Source organism: Saccharopolyspora mangrovi, assembly GCF_035320975.1.
Taxonomy (GTDB): domain Bacteria; phylum Actinomycetota; class Actinomycetes; order Mycobacteriales; family Pseudonocardiaceae; genus Saccharopolyspora; species Saccharopolyspora mangrovi.
In genome coordinates, this window is sequence record NZ_JAWLNX010000003.1 from 337,154 (window position 1) to 351,827 (window position 14,674).

General features: G+C 71.2%; 15 protein-coding genes. 12 read left to right on the plus strand and 3 right to left on the minus strand.

Annotated elements, in window-relative coordinates; genetic code table 11:
* Positions 1-218 precede the first annotated feature (218 nt).
* Entirely contained in the window at positions 219-842 is a 624-nt protein-coding gene (locus R4I43_RS06480; RefSeq protein WP_324264587.1) for a GntR family transcriptional regulator, read from the plus strand.
* Here R4I43_RS06480 and R4I43_RS06485 read toward each other — a convergent pair.
* Entirely contained in the window at positions 808-2,109 is a 1,302-nt protein-coding gene (locus tag R4I43_RS06485; protein ID WP_324264588.1) for an MFS transporter, read from the minus strand. The two genes, R4I43_RS06480 and R4I43_RS06485, sit on opposite strands and share 35 nt — an antisense overlap.
* Positions 2,110-2,189: 80 nt before the next feature.
* Here R4I43_RS06485 and R4I43_RS06490 point away from each other — a divergent pair, with 80 nt between their 5' ends.
* The 7 genes from R4I43_RS06490 (at position 2,190) to R4I43_RS06520 (ending at position 8,297) form a co-directional block, all read left to right on the plus strand.
* A complete protein-coding gene (locus R4I43_RS06490) occupies positions 2,190-2,858 on the plus strand; it encodes a DUF2848 domain-containing protein (protein ID WP_324264589.1) in 669 nt (222 codons plus the stop codon).
* A 302-nt stretch (positions 2,859-3,160) separates the two neighbouring features.
* Positions 3,161-4,645 carry an ABC transporter substrate-binding protein gene (locus R4I43_RS06495; protein WP_324264590.1) on the plus strand — a complete coding sequence of 495 codons (1,485 nt, stop codon included), beginning with the start codon at positions 3,161-3,163 and terminating at the stop codon, positions 4,643-4,645.
* Positions 4,642-5,616 carry an ABC transporter permease gene (locus R4I43_RS06500; RefSeq protein ID WP_324264591.1) on the plus strand — a complete coding sequence of 325 codons (975 nt, stop codon included), beginning with the start codon at positions 4,642-4,644 and terminating at the stop codon, positions 5,614-5,616. Before R4I43_RS06495 ends, R4I43_RS06500 begins: the two co-directional genes overlap by 4 nt.
* The gene (locus R4I43_RS06505; protein WP_324264592.1) at positions 5,609-6,475 is read left to right on the plus strand and encodes an ABC transporter permease; all 867 of its coding nucleotides are present in this window, start codon (positions 5,609-5,611) and stop codon (positions 6,473-6,475) included. The genes R4I43_RS06500 and R4I43_RS06505 overlap by 8 nt, the downstream gene beginning before the upstream one ends.
* Positions 6,472-7,437, plus strand: a complete 966-nt coding sequence (locus R4I43_RS06510) for an ABC transporter ATP-binding protein (RefSeq protein WP_324264593.1) — start codon at positions 6,472-6,474, stop codon at positions 7,435-7,437. The genes R4I43_RS06505 and R4I43_RS06510 overlap by 4 nt, the downstream gene beginning before the upstream one ends.
* Positions 7,410-8,072 carry an ABC transporter ATP-binding protein gene (locus R4I43_RS06515; protein ID WP_324264594.1) on the plus strand — a complete coding sequence of 221 codons (663 nt, stop codon included), beginning with the start codon at positions 7,410-7,412 and terminating at the stop codon, positions 8,070-8,072. The genes R4I43_RS06510 and R4I43_RS06515 overlap by 28 nt, the downstream gene beginning before the upstream one ends.
* Before the next feature lie 66 nt (positions 8,073-8,138).
* The gene (locus tag R4I43_RS06520) at positions 8,139-8,297 is read left to right on the plus strand and encodes a hypothetical protein (protein ID WP_324264595.1); all 159 of its coding nucleotides are present in this window, start codon (positions 8,139-8,141) and stop codon (positions 8,295-8,297) included.
* A 213-nt stretch (positions 8,298-8,510) separates the two neighbouring features.
* Here R4I43_RS06520 and R4I43_RS06525 read toward each other — a convergent pair whose 3' ends face one another.
* Both R4I43_RS06525 and R4I43_RS06530 read right to left on the minus strand, forming a co-directional pair.
* Positions 8,511-9,188 (minus strand): YqeB family protein, encoded by a 678-nt coding sequence (locus R4I43_RS06525; protein ID WP_324264596.1) that lies wholly within the window; start codon positions 9,186-9,188, stop codon positions 8,511-8,513.
* A gap of 73 nt (positions 9,189-9,261) precedes the next feature.
* Positions 9,262-10,527 carry a M14 family metallopeptidase gene (locus R4I43_RS06530; RefSeq protein WP_324264597.1) on the minus strand — a complete coding sequence of 422 codons (1,266 nt, stop codon included), beginning with the start codon at positions 10,525-10,527 and terminating at the stop codon, positions 9,262-9,264.
* Positions 10,528-10,753: 226 nt separating this feature from the next.
* On the opposite strand from R4I43_RS06530, the gene hisD reads away from it, so the two are divergent.
* The 4 genes from hisD to R4I43_RS06550 all read left to right on the plus strand — a co-directional run bounded on the left by hisD (position 10,754) and on the right by R4I43_RS06550 (position 14,619).
* The gene (hisD, locus tag R4I43_RS06535; protein WP_324264598.1) at positions 10,754-12,064 is read left to right on the plus strand and encodes a histidinol dehydrogenase; all 1,311 of its coding nucleotides are present in this window, start codon (positions 10,754-10,756) and stop codon (positions 12,062-12,064) included.
* 21 nt (positions 12,065-12,085) lie between these two features.
* Positions 12,086-13,204, plus strand: coding sequence for a histidinol-phosphate transaminase (locus tag R4I43_RS06540; protein ID WP_324264599.1), 1,119 nt, complete (start codon positions 12,086-12,088; stop codon positions 13,202-13,204).
* The gene (hisB, locus tag R4I43_RS06545) at positions 13,201-13,821 is read left to right on the plus strand and encodes an imidazoleglycerol-phosphate dehydratase HisB (protein ID WP_324264600.1); all 621 of its coding nucleotides are present in this window, start codon (positions 13,201-13,203) and stop codon (positions 13,819-13,821) included. The genes R4I43_RS06540 and hisB overlap by 4 nt, the downstream gene beginning before the upstream one ends.
* 231 nt (positions 13,822-14,052) lie before the next feature.
* Complete coding sequence (locus R4I43_RS06550; RefSeq protein WP_324264601.1) at positions 14,053-14,619, plus strand: phospholipase domain-containing protein; 567 nt, start codon at positions 14,053-14,055, stop codon at positions 14,617-14,619.
* Positions 14,620-14,674 lie beyond the last annotated feature (55 nt).

Genomic DNA, 14,674 nt, shown 5'->3' on the forward strand with positions numbered 1-14,674 from the left:
AGCAGCTGGCACCGCCGGGGGTTCTGAGCGGCTTCGTGGCGAGCACGCCGCGACGCCGATGTCCACCCCTTGGGTAAGCGGCATACATCAGGAGTGGCGCGCGGAGTCCACGGAGCCGATCAGGTTCCCCTACCCGCACCGCCGCGCAAAATGAGTGGATACCTGATGTGAACCGATATGATGTTTGTATACCGACGATATGCAAGCAAGGGGTCAAGTTGCCGTCCGGACGTGAACTCGCTTACGCCCACCTCAAGGACACCGTCCTGAGCGACCCCAGCATGCAGGGGCAGTTCGTCAACGAACAGGCCCTCGCCGACGAGATCGGCGTGTCGCGCACGCCCATCCGCGAAGCCCTGCTGCTGCTCGCGGCCGAGGAACTGGTCCAGCTGGTGCCCAAGCGGGGTGCCTACATCGCGCCGGTCGGCGGCCGGGAGATCCGCGAGCTGTTCGAGATCCGCGCGATGATCGAGTGCTACGCCGCCCGCCGGGCCGTCGAGCTCGACGCGGTGCCGCTGGAGGAGATGCGCTGGCAGCTCGACGAGCAGCGGCAACTCGGTGACGACCAGGCGCGCGAGTTCATCGCCCACGACCACCGGTTCCACTCCGCGCTGGTCGCGGCCGTCGGCAACGAGATGCTGTCGAAGACCTACGACGGGCTGCGCGCCCGCCAGATCCGGGCGGGCGTGGAGGCGCTGTTCCGCTCCGACGGGCGGCGCAAGTCCGTGCTGGCCGAGCACGAGGCGATCTGCTCGGCGCTCGCCGCGGGCGACCCGGAGGCCGCGACCGCGGCGATCACCGAACACCTCAGCGCGACCCGGCTGGTGCTGCAGTCCGGCTGAGCCCGAGTCCGATCAGCGTCACCACGCAGGTCGCCGCCAGGTAGCAGGCGGGAGCGACCCAGCTGTCGAAGTAGGCGTACAGCGAGGTGAACAGCAGCGGCGCCAGCGCTCCGCCGATGATCCCGGCGAGGGTGTAGGCCAGTGACGACCCGGTGGCGCGCAGCGCCGGGCTGAACTGCTCGGCGATGAACGCCGCCTGCGGCCCGTACATCAGCGCGTGCCAGACCAGCCCGACGATCACACCGACGATCAGCAGTCCGGCGGAACCGCCGCTGACCAGCGGGAAGAACGCGAACGGCCACACCAACCCGCCGACGGCGCCGATCGCGTAGATCGTCCGGCGCCCGAAGCGGTCCGACAGCGCACCGGCCAGCGGCATCAGGAACAGCTGCAGCGAGGAACCGAGCATCACGCCGGTGACCGCCCAGCTCTTGGGCATGTCCAGCTGCTGCGTGGCGTAGGTGAGCACGAAGACCGTGAACAGCGCGTAGAGCACGTCCGGGCCGACGCGGGAGAGGATCCCGGAGATCAGCGCGCGCGGCTCCTGCGTGATGACTGCGCGCACCGGGGCGCCGGCCTGCTCGCCCTTCTGCTGGAGCTCCTGGAAGACCGGGGTCTCCTCCAGCTTGACGCGGATCCACAGGCCGAAGATCACCAGCACGGCCGACAGCAGGAACGCGACCCGCCAGCCCCAGGACATGAACTGCTCGGAGGTCAGGCCGGCGGCGAGCCCGGCGAGGACGCCGTTGGCCAGCAGGTTGCCGGCCGGCGGTCCGATCTGGGCGGCGGAGGCCCAGAACCCGCGATGTTCATCGCTGCCGTACTCGCTGGACAGCAGCACGGCGCCGCCCCACTCGCCGCCGATGCCCACGCCCTGGGCGAATCGCAGCACCACGAGCAGCACCGCGCCGAGCGCGCCGACCTGGTCGTGGGTGGGCAGCAGTCCGATGAGGACGGTGGCGATGCCGGTGATCAGCAGCGTGATCACCAGGACCTGCTTGCGGCCGAGCACGTCGCCGAGGCGGCCGAAGACGAACCCGCCGAGCGGGCGGGAGACGTAGCCGACGGCGTAGGTGGAGAACGCCAGCAGCGTGCCCGACAGCGGGTCGTGGCTGGGGAAGAACAGCTGGCCGAAGACCAGCGCCGAGGCGACCGAGTAGGCGGCGAAGTCGTACCACTCCAGGGAGGTTCCGCTCAGGCTCGCCACGAATGCCTTGATCAGGTCTTTGCGCGCCGGTCTCGCGGCGGTCGCGGACGCGTTCGTCATGGGCTCCCTCGATTTCCAGGTGGGCCGGCAAAGTGTGATACGAACTGTATACAAGACGTATGCCTGATGGGGAGGGTGTTTTGTTTCCACTGCGTTTCGACGTCGGCGGCCAGGCCGTCGAGGTTCGGGTGAAGACGCTGCTCAACGCCGGTTACGCCGGTCGCAGCCAGGACGACGTGGCCGCCCACGTCGCGGAACTCGCCGAGCTCGGCGTGCCCGCTCCGACCCGCACGCCCTGCCTCTACCCGGTCGCGCCGTACCTGGCGATGCAGACCGACGCGGTCCCGGTCCAGCACGGACGCACCTCCGGCGAGGCCGAGTGGGCGCTGGTGATCACCGACGACGACGTGCTGCTCACCGCCGCCTGCGACCACACCGACCGGGAGCTGGAGGTCCACGGCGTGGCCTGGAGCAAGCAGGCCGGCCCGGACGTCCTCGGCCGCGAGGCGTGGCGGCTCGCCGACGTCGAGGACCACCTCGACGAGCTCACCCTCACCGCCTGGGCAGGTGGGGAGAAGATCCAGGACGGCACCCTCGCCGACCTGCTCACCCCGCACTACTGGCTCGACGAGCTCCGCGAGCGGGGCCTGGCCGAACCCGGCACGGTCCTCATCTCCGGCACCATCCCGATGACCCCCGGCGTCGACCAGTTCGCCACCACCTGGCGGGTCGACCTCGCCGACCCCCGCACCGGCGACACCATCACCTGCTCCTACGCGGTCAACCCGATGCCGGAACCCGTGGCCTGACGCTCACCGGCGACCGCCACGTCCGCGACGTCCCGGCTCGGGGGCCGGATCACTCCTGTGTTCCGGCCCCCGATTACCGGAGTCTTCCGGGTTCTGAACACCGCGGTAATCGTGCACCGCCGCGGACGGGCGTGTTGGGAGTGGAGGGGGAGGAAGATCTCAAGTTATTGAGTATGAGTTGCAATAGCCCTTATGGTGCATGAGTGCTGAAACGTCGGAGTCTGGTCGTGGGGTTATCGCTCGTCGCGGGGGTTGTGGCGGCGGGGTGCGCTGCGCCTTCGCAGCCAGGGGAACCCGGGGCGATGCTGCTGGCCGACGGGTACGAGCCGGAGAGCTTGAACCCGCTGCTCGGGTACGGAGCGGAAGGGGCGGCGAAGTTCTACGACGGGCTGCTCGCCTTCGACGGGCGGGCGCAGCTGCGGCCCGCGCTGGCGGTGCAGCCGCCGCAGTCCAACGCCGACGCCACCAGCTGGACCGTGAAGCTGCGCGACGGCGTGAAGTTCCACGACGGCACGCCCTTCGACGCCGAGGACGTGGTGGCCACCTACCGCGCGGCGACCGACCCGGCCTACGCCTCCACGATCTCCTCCGACTACGACGTGCTCGCCGGAGTTCAGGCCGTCGACCCGCACACCGTTCGCTTCGACCTGAAGTTCCCCTACTCCGCCTGGCCGTCCAAGCTCGTGCTGGGCATCCTGCCGAACGAGGCGCTGAAAACCCCGTCGTCGCAGGAGAACTCGCCGCTCAACACCCGCCCCGTCGGCACCGGCCCGTACAAGTTGGTGGAGTGGCGCCAGGGCGACCAGATGACCTGGACCGCCAATCCCGACTACTGGGGCGGCGCACCCTCGGTCCACGACATCACCGTCGTGTTCGCCAAGGACGACAACACCCGCGCCCAGCGGTTAGCGGCCGGCGAGTTCGACGGCACCGTGCTCCCGCCGGTGCTCGCCGAAGGCGCCGCGCGCGACGGTTTCCGCGTCGTGCACCACGAGACCGCGGACTACCGCAGCATCGCGCTGCCCAACACCCATCCCGTCGCCGGTGACCGCGCGGTCCGCACCGCGCTGAACTTCGCCGTGGACCGGGAGGGCATGATCAAGGCGCTGCTCGGCGGGCGCGGAAAACCCGCCTACGCACCGGTTCCGCCGTCGATGGGCGCCAACCACGAGCCCGCCGCGACCTTCGCCCACGACCCTCAGCAGGCGGGCCGGATCCTCGACGACGCCGGGTGGCGAGTCGGCTCCGACGGCATCCGCGAGCGCAACGGCACCCGCGCGAAGTTCACCGTCATGTACTTCGCCGACGACAGCCTCCGCCGCGACCTGGCAACGGGTTTCGCCTCCGACGCCCGCGAGGTCGGCATCGAGGTGGAGCTCGCCGGGGTGGACCGCTCCGCGGTCCCCGGCCGACTGGGCACCGACGGCATCGTGCTCGGCGGCGGCAACCCGATGGACCCGGACCCGCAGGTCTACTCCAGCCTGAGCTCCTCGGCGATCGGCACCGGCACCTACAACAACCCAGGTCAGTACCGCAACGCCGAGGTCGACACCGCGCTGGACGCAGCCCGCCGCGAGCTCGACCCGGCCAAGCGCGCCGAGCTCTACCGGCAGGCGCAGCGCGCCTACGTCGCCGACCCGGGCCTGGTGTACCTGGCGTTCATCGACCACAGCTACGTGCTGCGCGACGGTTCCTTCACCGGCTACCAGCCGCCGATCGAGCCGCACACCCACGGCACCACCTGGGGACCGTGGTGGAACGTCGAGACCTGGAAACCGCGCGCATGACCCGGGCGATCACGCGCCTGGTGCTGCGGCGCCTGGCCTTCGCCGTCCCGGTGCTGGTGATCGTCGCGCTCGGCGTGTTCCTGCTGGCCGCCGCCTCGCCGTTCGACCCGGTCGACCAGTACTTCGGGGTGCGGCTGTTCACCGCCTCGGCCACCGACGTGGCCCGGGTGCGCGCCGAGCTCGGCCTCGACCGGCCCGTGCTGGAGCAGTTCTGGCAGTGGTTCAGCGGGCTGCTCACCGGGGACCTCGGGGTGTCGCGGTCGATGCGCCAGCCCGTCGCCCAGGTCGTCGCCGAGCGGCTGCCGTGGACCGCGCTGCTCGCCACCACCGGACTCGCCCTCGCGGTGCTCTTCGCGCTGGTCGGCGGCACGATCGCGGCCTGGCGGCAGGGCGGTGCGGTGGACCGACTGGTCACCGCCGTCGGGCACGCCCTGGAAGGCGTCCCGCCGTTCGTGCTGGCGCTGCTGTCGATCGCGGTGTTCTCGCTGGGCCTGGGCTGGCTGCCGGTGGCGGGTCTGACCGATGCCGGGCAGCAGACCTCCTTCGGGCAGGTCGCCGAGCACCTCGCGCTGCCCGCCCTGGTGCTGGGCGTCTCCCAGACCCCGTGGCTGGTGCTGCACGTCCGGCAGTCGATGCTCGGCTCGCTGTCCGAGGACCACGTCACCGGTGCCCGGGCGCGCGGACTCGCCGAGCGCGTCGTGGTGCTGCGGCACGCCCTGCCGACCGCGCTGCTGCCGTTCGTGACCCTGATCGGCGCCCGCATCCCGGAACTGGTCACCGGGACGGTGCTGGTCGAGGAGGTCTTCTCCTGGCCCGGCCTGGCCGGTGCGGTGGTCACCGCCGCGACCGCCGTGGACTACCCGCTGCTGGCGATGGTGACCCTGGTGGCCACCGCCGCCGTGCTGCTGGGCTCGCTGCTGGCCGACGTCGCCGCGGTCCTGCTCGACCCGAGGGTGGCCGCAGATGGCTGAGCAGACCTGGAAACCCGCGGGCCGCGCCGGTGTCTCCCGCGCCCGCCCGCACACCCGCCTGCGCGCGTCCGTCATCGCGCTCGCACTGCTGGTGCTCGGCGCGGTGCTCGTGCCGGTGCTGCTGGGCGGGCAGGGCGTGAGCTACGAGGAGATCCGCCTCGCGCCCGGCCTCGCGCACCCCTTCGGCACCGACTCCAACGGCCGCGACCTGTTCGTGCAGTCCATGTCGGGACTGCGGGTGTCGCTGCTGGTGGCCGCGTTCAGCGCGCTGGTGTCCACAGTGCTCGGTTCGCTGGTCGGCGTCGTGGCCGGCGGGCTCGGCGGCTGGACCGACCGGCTGCTGATGCGCCTGGTCGACACCGTCAACTCGGTGCCGCACCTGCTGCTGGGCGTGGTCATCGTCGCGCTGTACCGGGGGAGCCTGGTGGCGGTGATCTGCTCGATCGCCCTGACGCACTGGACGACGGTCGCGCGCATCGTGCGCTCGGAGGTCCTGTCGCTGCGCCAGCGGCCCCACATCGACGCCGCGATCGCCGGCGGCTCCTCGCGGACCCGGATCCTGCGCAGGCACCTGCTGCCCGCGATCGTGCCGCAGGCCGCGCTGTCGGCGGTGCTGCTGGTGCCGCACGCGGTGTGGCACGAGACCGCGCTGAGCTTCCTCGGCCTCGGCCTGCCACCGCACCTGGCCAGCATCGGCAACATCCTCGGCGACGGCCGCGACGCCGTGCTGCTGGGAGCCTGGTGGATCGTGCTGTTCCCGTCGGCGCTGCTGGTGATCACCACGCTGGCGGTGTCGGGACTGGCCGCGACCTGGCGGGACCGGATCGTGCCGCGACGACGATCGGAGCTGTCGCTGTGACCCACACCCGAGCCCCCGAGGTGACCGATCTGCTGACGCTGCAACGCCTCTCGGTCCGCTTCCGACTGCCGCGCGGTGTGCTGGTGCGGGCCGTCAGCGACGCGACCCTGCGGTTGCGGCCCGGCCGGGTGCTGGCGCTGGTCGGCGAATCCGGTTGCGGCAAGTCGGTTCTGGCCTCCGCGCTGCTGGGACTGCTGCCCGGCAACGCCGAAACCCGCGGCCAGGCGCTGCTCGACGACGGAACCGACCTGCTGTCGGCCCCGGAACCGCTGCTGGCCGGGCGGATTCGCGGCCGACGCATCGGACTCGTCCCGCAGTCGGCGAGCACCCACCTCACCCCGGTGCGCACCGCCCGCGCCCAGCTCGTCGAGACCGTCGACGCGCTGCGCGGCCCCAGCGACGCCGACGAGCTCGCCGAGCGCGTCGGCCTCGACCCCGCCGACCTGGACCGCTACCCGCACGAGCTCTCCGGCGGCATGGCGCAGCGCGTCGCGCTCGCGCTGGCGCTGGCGGGCGACCCGCGGATCGTCCTCGCCGACGAGCCGACCACCGGCCTGGACCGGCCGCTGGTGCACCGCACCGTCGACCTGCTCGCCGAGGCCGCCACCGACGACCGCGCGGTCCTGCTCATCACCCACGACCTGGCCGCCGCCCGCCGCGTCGCCACCGACGTGGCCGTGATGTACGCCAGCCGCATCGTCGAAGCCGGGCCGGCCGAGCAGGTGCTGAACGAGCCCTGGCACCCCTACACCGCAGGGCTGCTGGCAGCGCTGCCGGAAAGCGGGTTCGAGCCGATCCCCGGCCACCCGCCGTCGTTGACCGAACTCGACCGCGTCGAACAGGAGTGGGGCTGCGTGTACTGCCAACGCCGTCCGGACCAGCCGGGATTCGCGCCCTGCACGGGAGATCCGGAACTGCTCGCCCGAGGCGATCGGTGGATCGCCGCCCACGCGCCGTGCTGAGCGCCACCGACCTCGTCGTCGGCTACCGCCGCGGGCGACCGGTCGTCGACGGCGCGAGCATCGACATCGCCGCAGGTGAAGTGCTCGGCCTGGCCGGGCCCAGCGGCTCGGGCAAGTCCACGCTGGGACGCGTGCTGGCGCTGCTGCACCGTCCCTGGTCCGGACGGGTGTCGCTCGATGGCGGTGACATCACGGGTTTTCGGCACCGCACGCCCCCGGAAACGCGAAGGGCCATCGGAATCGTCTTCCAGCACCCGCGACCCGCCGTCGACCCGCGCTTCACGCTCCGCGAAATCATCGCCGAACCCCTGCTGGCCAACGGAGAACCCGCCGACATCGCCGAGATCACCGACGAAGTGGGCCTCACCGGCGAACTCCTCACCCGCCGGCCGCACGAGGTCAGCGACGGTCAGCTGCAACGCGCGTGCCTGGCCCGCGCGCTCGCCCCGCGGCCCCGCTACCTGGTGTGCGACGAGATGACGGCCATGCTCGACGCTTCCACCACGGCCGCTCTCGTGCGGGTCGTCGACCGGCAAACCCGGGAAAACAACACCGGCGTGTTGGCCATCAGCCACGACGAGGCGCTGCTGACTCGCTGGGCCCACCGTGTGGTTCACGTATCCGAGTTGATATGAGATCGTGGCGCAACGCGGTGCTCGGGGAGCCGCTCTAGGAAGTACGAACGACTCTCAGGAGCAGACGTGAGCGAGCAAGAAGGCACCACCTTCATCCAGTGGCGCGAGCGAGTGCACAACGAAGCCGCCGGTGACCGCCCCCAGATGCGCCTCCTCATGATGGTGGCCGCTGCGGTCGTAGTAGCAGGAATCGTAGTGGGCACCATCGTCCTGATGCTTTCTTGATTTTTTGCCTACTCGGCTTGCTTGGCGGTGCGGGTAGCGGAACCTGAGCGGCTCCGTGGACTCCGCGCGCCGCTCCTGATGTATGTCCAATACACGGCGTCGCGGCGTGCTCGCCACGAAGCCGCTCAGAACCCGCGGCGGTGCCAGCGTCTTAGGTGGGGCAAAGAGAAACCGGCTTCGCCGGTTGCCTGACGGTGGGTTGGGTTTGGTGCGTCAGCTGTCGGTTTTTCGCCAGTACTGCTTGCGGTGGCCGTCTCGGAGGACGATTCCCCGCTCCGCCAGTTGAGTTCGCAGCAGCGCGGCCTCCTTGTGGTCGCGCCTGCGCAAGGCTCGATCGCGATCGGCCATCAGGGCGTTGGCCCGCAGCGACAGCTCCGGCGCGTCCTCGGTCCACAGCTTGTAGTGCCCCGCGTAGGGGTCCGCGTCGCGCCAGCGGTAGCCGTGCTCGCGGAACGCGTCGCGCAGCGCCGAGCGGTCCAGGCCCGACTTCCGGCGCGCCAGCTCGGCGCCGGTGCCGTCCAGCAGCACCAGGTGGCCGCGCTCGGTGAACGCCGCGTCGACCCCCGCGGCGGGGATCTCGTGCGCGTTGCGGCCGGTCGCCAGCACCACCTGCTCCGGGCCGACCACCACCGTCAGCCGCTCCTGGGCGAGCAGGCCCGCGAAACCCAGGCCGATCAGCGCGCCCAGCGCGATGGCCACCAGCATCCCCCACGGGTCCGCGCCCGAGGCCGCCAGCTCGAACACGCCCTGGAACGGCGCCCACGGCAGCCCCGCGACCCACGCCGCGGCCACCCGCAGCAGGAACCCCGCCGTCGCGCCGAGCAGCGGGCAGTAGATCCACGAGCCACGGCGCACCAGTGCGGGCGGACGGATCGTCGTCGCGGTGGTCATGCGCCCATTATCGCGGGAGAAAGGGCCCGGGGTGCGCACACCCCGGGCCCTCCCGATCCCCCTCCTGGACGGGTCAGGCGCCCGCCTCGCGCAGCAGGACGTCCACTGCGGCGTCGTTGCGAGCGGTCTCCCGCTCGATCACGTCGCCAGGCGGGTAGAAGCCGTCGAGACCACCGCCGTTGGCCGGGTACATCTCGAAGGTGAACGCCAGGATCTTGTGCTGGCCCCACATCCAGTCGAGGCTGTCGCCGTCGGTGACGTACAGGTCGCTGGACTGCTGCGGCGTGTAGCCGTTGGTCTGCGCCATCTCGGTGCCGACCTTGGCGAACCGGTCGTGCTCCTGCTGGGTCATGCCCTCGGTCACGTCGTCCGGGGTGTGGCCGAAGGGCCAGAGCACGAGCTCGGAGTAGGTGTGGAAGTCGACCGCCGCCTTGATCTGCTGGGTGCCGCCCACCACGCGCGAGTCGATGAAGTCGCGCATCGCCGCCGTCTCCGGCGCGGACCACGCCGCGGTGCCCCGGTAGGTCTCGTCGGCCGGGTCATCGCTGGAACCGCCGCAGCAGCCCCACTTGTGGCCCCAGTTGCGGTTGGTATCGGTGCCCTGGTCCTGGCGGTTCTTGCGCCAGCCCTGGTACTCGCCCGAGGCCACGTCGAAGGTCGAACCGTCCGGGTTGACCGACGGGATGATCCAGATCTCCCGGTTGTCGACCGAGTCCTTCACCGCCGGGTCCGCGTAGTTGTCGGTGAACCGCTGCGCGATGTGCAGGCACATCTCCGTGGTCAGGTGCTCACGGGCGTGCTGGTTGCAGTCGAACAGGACCTCGGGCTCGTCCTCGTCGGTGGCCACGTTGTCGCTGATCTTGAGCACCGGGATGTCGCGGTTCTCGAACGACTTGCCCGCGCTGACCTTCGCCGCGATGTCCGGGTGGTCGGCCACGGTCTTGTCGAGCTCGGCGACCATCTCGTCGTAGTTGTGGTACGCCTCGTCGCCGGGCGGGAAGTCGCCCGGCACCTTCGGCTCGACGCCGTTGCGGCGCTTCAGCGAATCGGCGACCTTGGTCTGCTCGGTGAGCTGGAAGCCGCGAGCGCGCAGCTGCTCGGCCTCCGCCCCCGTCGCCTCCACGGTGGCGACGCGGTCCTTGGTGACCCCGAGGACCTCCGCGCCGCTGCGGTTGATCTCCGTGCGGGATGCGCTGTCGGTGTTGGGGACCGTGTAGACGGCCCTGTCCTGAGCGGACGCACCGGTCGGTTCTGCGGCCAGGCCCGCCTGAACCGGTGCCAGAAGGACGAGCCCGGCGGCCGCGGCCACCAGTGCTGCCTTGCGCCGTGAACTGAACATCGGATCTCCGATCGATCACTGGAGGTGACCAACGAAGATTCCAAGAGGTGGAGACCAATGGCAACCGGATGGCGAACTATAGCCGTCACATGAACGTTTTCCCATTTCACAGCGGGTGCCGACACGCGGCCGGAGTGTCGGTGTGACCCGGGGCCGGGTTCGCGGACACCGGGGGTGGGCGGCGATTACCCTGGTCGGTGTAGTTCCCCGCCCGGAAAGGTTGCCCATGCTCACCCGCTCCGACCTGCGCGGTCGTGTTCCGTCCACCGTCGAGCTGCGCGCGACGCTGCCGCGCGCCGAGATGGACGTCGAGCACGTGCTGCATCGGGTCCGGCCGGTGATCGAGGACATCCGCGACCGGGGCGTCGAGGCCGTGCTCGACCACACCGAGAAGTTCGACGGCGTCCGGCCCGAGCGGGTGCGGGTGCCCGCCGAGGAGCTCAGCCGCGCCCTCGACGAGCTCGACCGCACCGTGCGCTCCGCGCTGGAGGAGTCCATCGCGCGCGCCCGCCGCGTGCACGCCGACCAGCGGCGCACCGACAGCACCACCCAGGTCGTGCCCGGCGGCACGGTCACCGAGCGCTGGGTGCCGGTCGCCCGCGTCGGCCTCTACGCGCCGGGCGGGCTCGCCGTCTACCCGTCGAGCGTGGTCATGAACGTCGTCCCGGCGCAGACCGCCGGTGTCGAGTCGCTGGTCGTGTGCAGCCCGCCGCAGGCCGAGTTCGGCGGCCTGCCGCACCCGACGATCCTGGCCGCCGCGCAGCTGCTCGGCGTCGAGGAGGTCTGGGCGGTCGGCGGTGCGCAGGCCGTGGCGCTGCTGGCCTACGGCGGTCACGACACCGACGGCGCCGAGCTGCTGCCCGCCGACATGGTCACCGGTCCCGGCAACGTCTACGTCACCGCCGCCAAGCGCCACCTGCGCAGCCTCATCGGCATCGACTCCGAGGCCGGACCCACCGAGATCGCGGTGCTGGCCGACGGCACCGCCGACCCGGTGCACGTCGCCGCAGACCTGATCAGCCAGGCCGAGCACGACACGCTCGCCGCGAGCGTGCTGGTCACGACCTCGCCGGAGCTGGCCGACGCCGTCGACGCGGAGCTGGAGCGCCAGGTCGCCCAGACCAAGCACGTCGAGCGCATCCGCACCGCCCTGACCGGGCGGCAGTCCGGCTGCATCCTGGTCTCCGGCATCGACGACGGGGTGCGCGTGGTCGACGCCTACGCCGCCGAGCACCTGGAGATCCAGACCGCCGACGCCGAGGCGGTCGCCGCGCGGATCCGCAACGCGGGCGCGATCTTCGTCGGCCCGTACGCGCCGGTCTCGCTCGGCGACTACTGCGCCGGCTCGAACCACGTGCTGCCCACCGGTGGTTGCGCCCGGCACTCCTCGGGCCTGAGCGTGCAGAGCTTCCTGCGCGGCATCCACGTCATCTCCTACAGCGAGCAGGCGCTGCGCGACGTCGCGGACCAGGTCGTCGCCCTCGCCGACGCCGAGGACCTGCCCGCGCACGGCCAGGCCGTGACCGCCCGCTTCTGAATCCCCCTGCGAAGGACACCCATGAGTGACGTGCTCGGCGCCGACACGACGCTGGCCGACCTGCCGCTGCGGGAGGACCTGCGCGGCCGCAGCCCCTACGGGGCCCCGCAGCTGGACGTCTCGGTCCGGCTGAACACCAACGAGAACCCCTACCCGCCGCCGCCGGAACTCGTCGCCGACGTGACCGCGGCGGTCCAAGAAGCTGCCGCTGACCTGCACCGGTACCCGGACCGCGACGCCACGGCGCTGCGCGCCGACCTCGCCGCCTACCTGACCGAGGCGACCGGGGTGTCGTTGGCGACCGAGAACGTCTGGGCCGCCAACGGTTCCAACGAGGTGCTCCAGCAGATCCTGCAGGCCTTCGGCGGGCCCGGGCGCACCGCGCTGGGCTTCGAGCCCTCGTACTCGATGCACCCGATCCTGTCGGCGGGCACCCGCACCGACTGGCTGCCTGCGCCGCGTCGGGCGGACTTCAGCCTCGACGGCGCCGAAGCGGCCCGCCTGGTCGCCGAGAAGCAGCCCGACGTGGTGTTCGTGACCAGCCCGAACAACCCGACCGGCCAGTCGATCGCGCCGGCGGACCTGCTGGCGGTCCTGGAGGCCGCGCCGGGCGTGGTCGTGGTGGACGAGGCCTACGCCGAGTTCTCCGCGCAGCCCAGCGCGGTTGAGCTGATCGAGCGGTACCCAACGAAGGTCATCGTCAGCCGCACCATGAGCAAGGCCTTCGCCTTCGCCGGCGGACGGCTCGGCTACCTCGCCGCAGCACCGGCGATGATCGAGGCGTTGCTGCTGGTCAGGCTGCCATACCACCTCTCGGCGATCACCCAGGCCGCCGCCCGCGCCGCGCTCCGGCACGCCGAGGCGACGCTGGGTTCGGTGCGCGCGCTGATCGACGAGCGCGAGCGCGTCGTGGCCGCGCTGACCGAGCTGGGGTTCACCCCGGCGCCCAGCGACGCCAACTTCGTGCTGTTCGGGCGCTTCGCCGACGCGCACCGCGCCTGGCAGCGCTACCTGGACTCCGACGTGCTGATCCGCGACGTCGGCATCCCCGGTCACTTGCGGGTCACCATCGGCACGCCCGCCGAGAACGACGCGTTCCTGGCGGCGAGCAAGGAAGTCATCGAGGAGATCGAACGGTGAGCACTTTCCAGCCCGGTACGCGGGTCGGCCGCGTCGAGCGCACCACCAAGGAGTCGTCGGTGCTGGTCGAGCTCGACCTCGACGGCACCGGCCAGGTCGACGTCGACACCACGGTCCCGTTCTACGACCACATGCTCACCGCCCTGGGCACGCACGCCGCGTTCGACCTCGAGGTCAAGTCCAGCGGCGACATCCACATCGACGCCCACCACACGGTCGAGGACACCGCGATCGTGCTCGGCCAGGCGCTGCGCCAGGCGCTGGGCGACAAGAAGGGCATCCGCCGCTTCGGCGACGCCTGGATCCCGATGGACGAGACCCTGGCGCACGCCGCCGTGGACGTCTCCGGGCGCTCCTACTGCGTGATGACCGGTGAGCCGGAGGAGTACAACACCTTCACCATCGGCGGGAACTACCCGTTCGTGCTCAACCGGCACGTGTTCGAGTCGCTGGCCTTCCACTCGCAGATCAACCTGCACACCCGGGTGATCCACGGCCGCGACCCGCACCACATCGCCGAGGCCCAGTACAAGGCCATCGCCCGCGCCCTGCGCGCGGCCGTGGAACCCGACCCCCGCTTCGCCGGAGTCGTCCCCTCCACCAAGGGCGCCCTGTAACGAGCACCCCCGCACGAGCGTCACCCGCGCGGGGCTCTCTTCGAATTTCGCGCGAAGTTCGACGCCCGGAGTTCCGGCTCGAACTTCGCGCGAAATTGGAATCCTCCGAGGCATCACCGCAGGTAGTCGGGTTGCGGCGGAGGGTCATGTCGCCTCGCTGAGAGGTCTGGTTCACCTCGTGGACATCGGAAGTCCGCCTCCCGGTGTCTTGACGGGGTGACGATCGGGCGTGTGCGCGCTTCTTCCCGTTCCGACGTCCCGGTGACCGAGCGGCTCGGCGTGGCCGCGACGTCCCAGCCGCAGGTCGGTGGTGTCGTGGACGGTGAGGCGGTCGCGGTGCGCCTGGGCTACGTCGGCCCCGACTTCGCGCGCTTCGCGATCCACGACCGCCACGGCGAAGCCGCCGAACCGTGCCACGTCGACGTGCTCGGTGAGAAGTTCGTGCCGATCCCGGTCACCGGGCACTACCACGTCACCGTCGAAGGCCCGGGCGACCTCCGGATGGAGCTCCGCGGCTCGCTGCTCGGCAGCGCCGCCGCGGTCGACGTCCAGGCCCGCCACACCGCGCGCGGCCTCGCGCTCGAACTCCGCAACAACGGTCCGCACGAAGCCGTGCTCGACCTGCGCGCCCTCGCCCACGCCGAGCACGAGAAGCGCGTCCAGCTCGCGGCCGGGGGAGCCGTGCCGCTGTTCTGGCCCGCCCCGCACGGCCACTACGACCTCGAGGTCACCGCTTCCGGGGACGCGACCTTCCACCGCAGGATCCTCGGCAAGGCCGAACCCGACGTCGTCGAGTAGTCCCGAGAAACGCGAAACCGCCCCTCGGAGGGGACGAGGGGCGGTTCGCACGTCA